The 1,221-nt window shown below is 51.7% G+C and carries 2 protein-coding genes; one reads left to right on the top strand and one right to left on the bottom strand.

All coding sequences use genetic code 11. From position 1 onward, the window contains the following. Positions 1-356 precede the first annotated feature (356 nt). A complete protein-coding gene (locus tag RCF13_RS19370) occupies positions 357-626 on the top strand; it encodes a cytoplasmic protein (protein ID WP_151661397.1) in 270 nt (89 codons plus the stop codon). 137 nt (positions 627-763) lie between these two features. Here RCF13_RS19370 and RCF13_RS19365 read toward each other — a convergent pair whose 3' ends face one another. Beyond that, entirely contained in the window at positions 764-1,192 is a 429-nt protein-coding gene (locus RCF13_RS19365; RefSeq protein ID WP_006466324.1) for a MucR family transcriptional regulator, read from the bottom strand. Positions 1,193-1,221: the final 29 nt, after the last annotated feature.

The following is a 1,221-nucleotide window of genomic DNA, read 5'->3' as shown; positions in this document are numbered from 1 at the left end:
TAAGGTTCCGACCATGCCTTATTGCCAGCAGCTTCAATGCTTCGAAAGCTTCCGCCCGCGTGTGAATGACATCCGATAGTTCCAAAGACATTCATCTTCCCTCGCCAGAATAGGAATATCTTCTTATACGGAGAAAAATGCAAGAGTGGATAAGTTTTGTAGAATGGATTGTGTTTTGCGGTTAATTTCGACACTTCTAAGATAGGCCAAGGCCTTGTAAGCGTGGAATTAACGGGTCGCAAAGGGGTGCGGCTGCTCGCTATTTTACAGAAAACCGCGCCAAAATCTAGGAATATTATCCAACGGCATCTCACGAGGTTCATGCTCGTTCACACCGAGAAATGAGGATTGTGACGATGGATGCGGATCTCAGACACGCCCGCAAATTATTCCTTGCCCGAAAAAAAGAGAATCAACTGACGGCGATGCAACGCATCGCCTTGCAGATCATCGCCGGGATCGATCTGGATGAAGTTCTCAAGGCATCGCAGGAAGAAAAGGAACGAACCAAGCGGCGCCTGACGCGCCTTATGGAAAGGGAGCGCCTGAAAGGAATGTGCGGTCACTGGAGTTATGACCTGAACCGGCACATCGCATTGAAACAGGCTTTCGACCGGATCGGCTGACGGGGCCAGCATTTCGGAAAAGGCACCCCAAGCAAAATGGCCGCTATCGTTGAGCTTGCGCTTTACGATAACGGCCATTTCAACAAACGCTCAAGAATAGATGTGGCAAAGCGCAGTGCGCTCGAAAGTCAGAGCGCTCAAGCTTCCTTCGGCTTGCGGCCGAGGCCCATCTTCTTCGCAAGACGCGAACGGGCAGCAGCGTAGTTGGGGGCGACCATCGGATAGTTCGGGTCGAGATCCCACTTTTCGCGGTACTGTTCCGGCGTCATGTTGTAATGGGTCATGAGGTGACGCTTCAGCGACTTGAACTTCTTGCCGTCTTCGAGGCAGATGATGTAGTCGTCATGAACCGACTTCTTCGGGTTGACGGCAGGCTTCGGCTTCTCAACGACGACAGGCGCTTCTTCGCGTTCGACGTGACGCTTGAACGCGGCATGTACTTCGGCGATCAGCAGCGGCAGCTCGCCAGCGCGAATCGAATTATTGCCGACATATGCAGCTACAACATCTGCAGTAAGGCTCAGAAGCAGTTCTGCGCTCTCGTCGTGCGTGTCCAGATTTTCCATCAGATTTCCTTTTTTACTTCTTATTGTTG

It is taken from the genome of Stenotrophomonas maltophilia group sp. RNC7, from assembly GCF_030910085.1.
Classification (GTDB): Bacteria; Pseudomonadota; Gammaproteobacteria; order Xanthomonadales; family Xanthomonadaceae; genus Stenotrophomonas; species Stenotrophomonas sepilia.
Note: the sequence above shows the minus strand (reverse complement) of the source record. Positions and strands in the feature narration are given on the sequence as shown.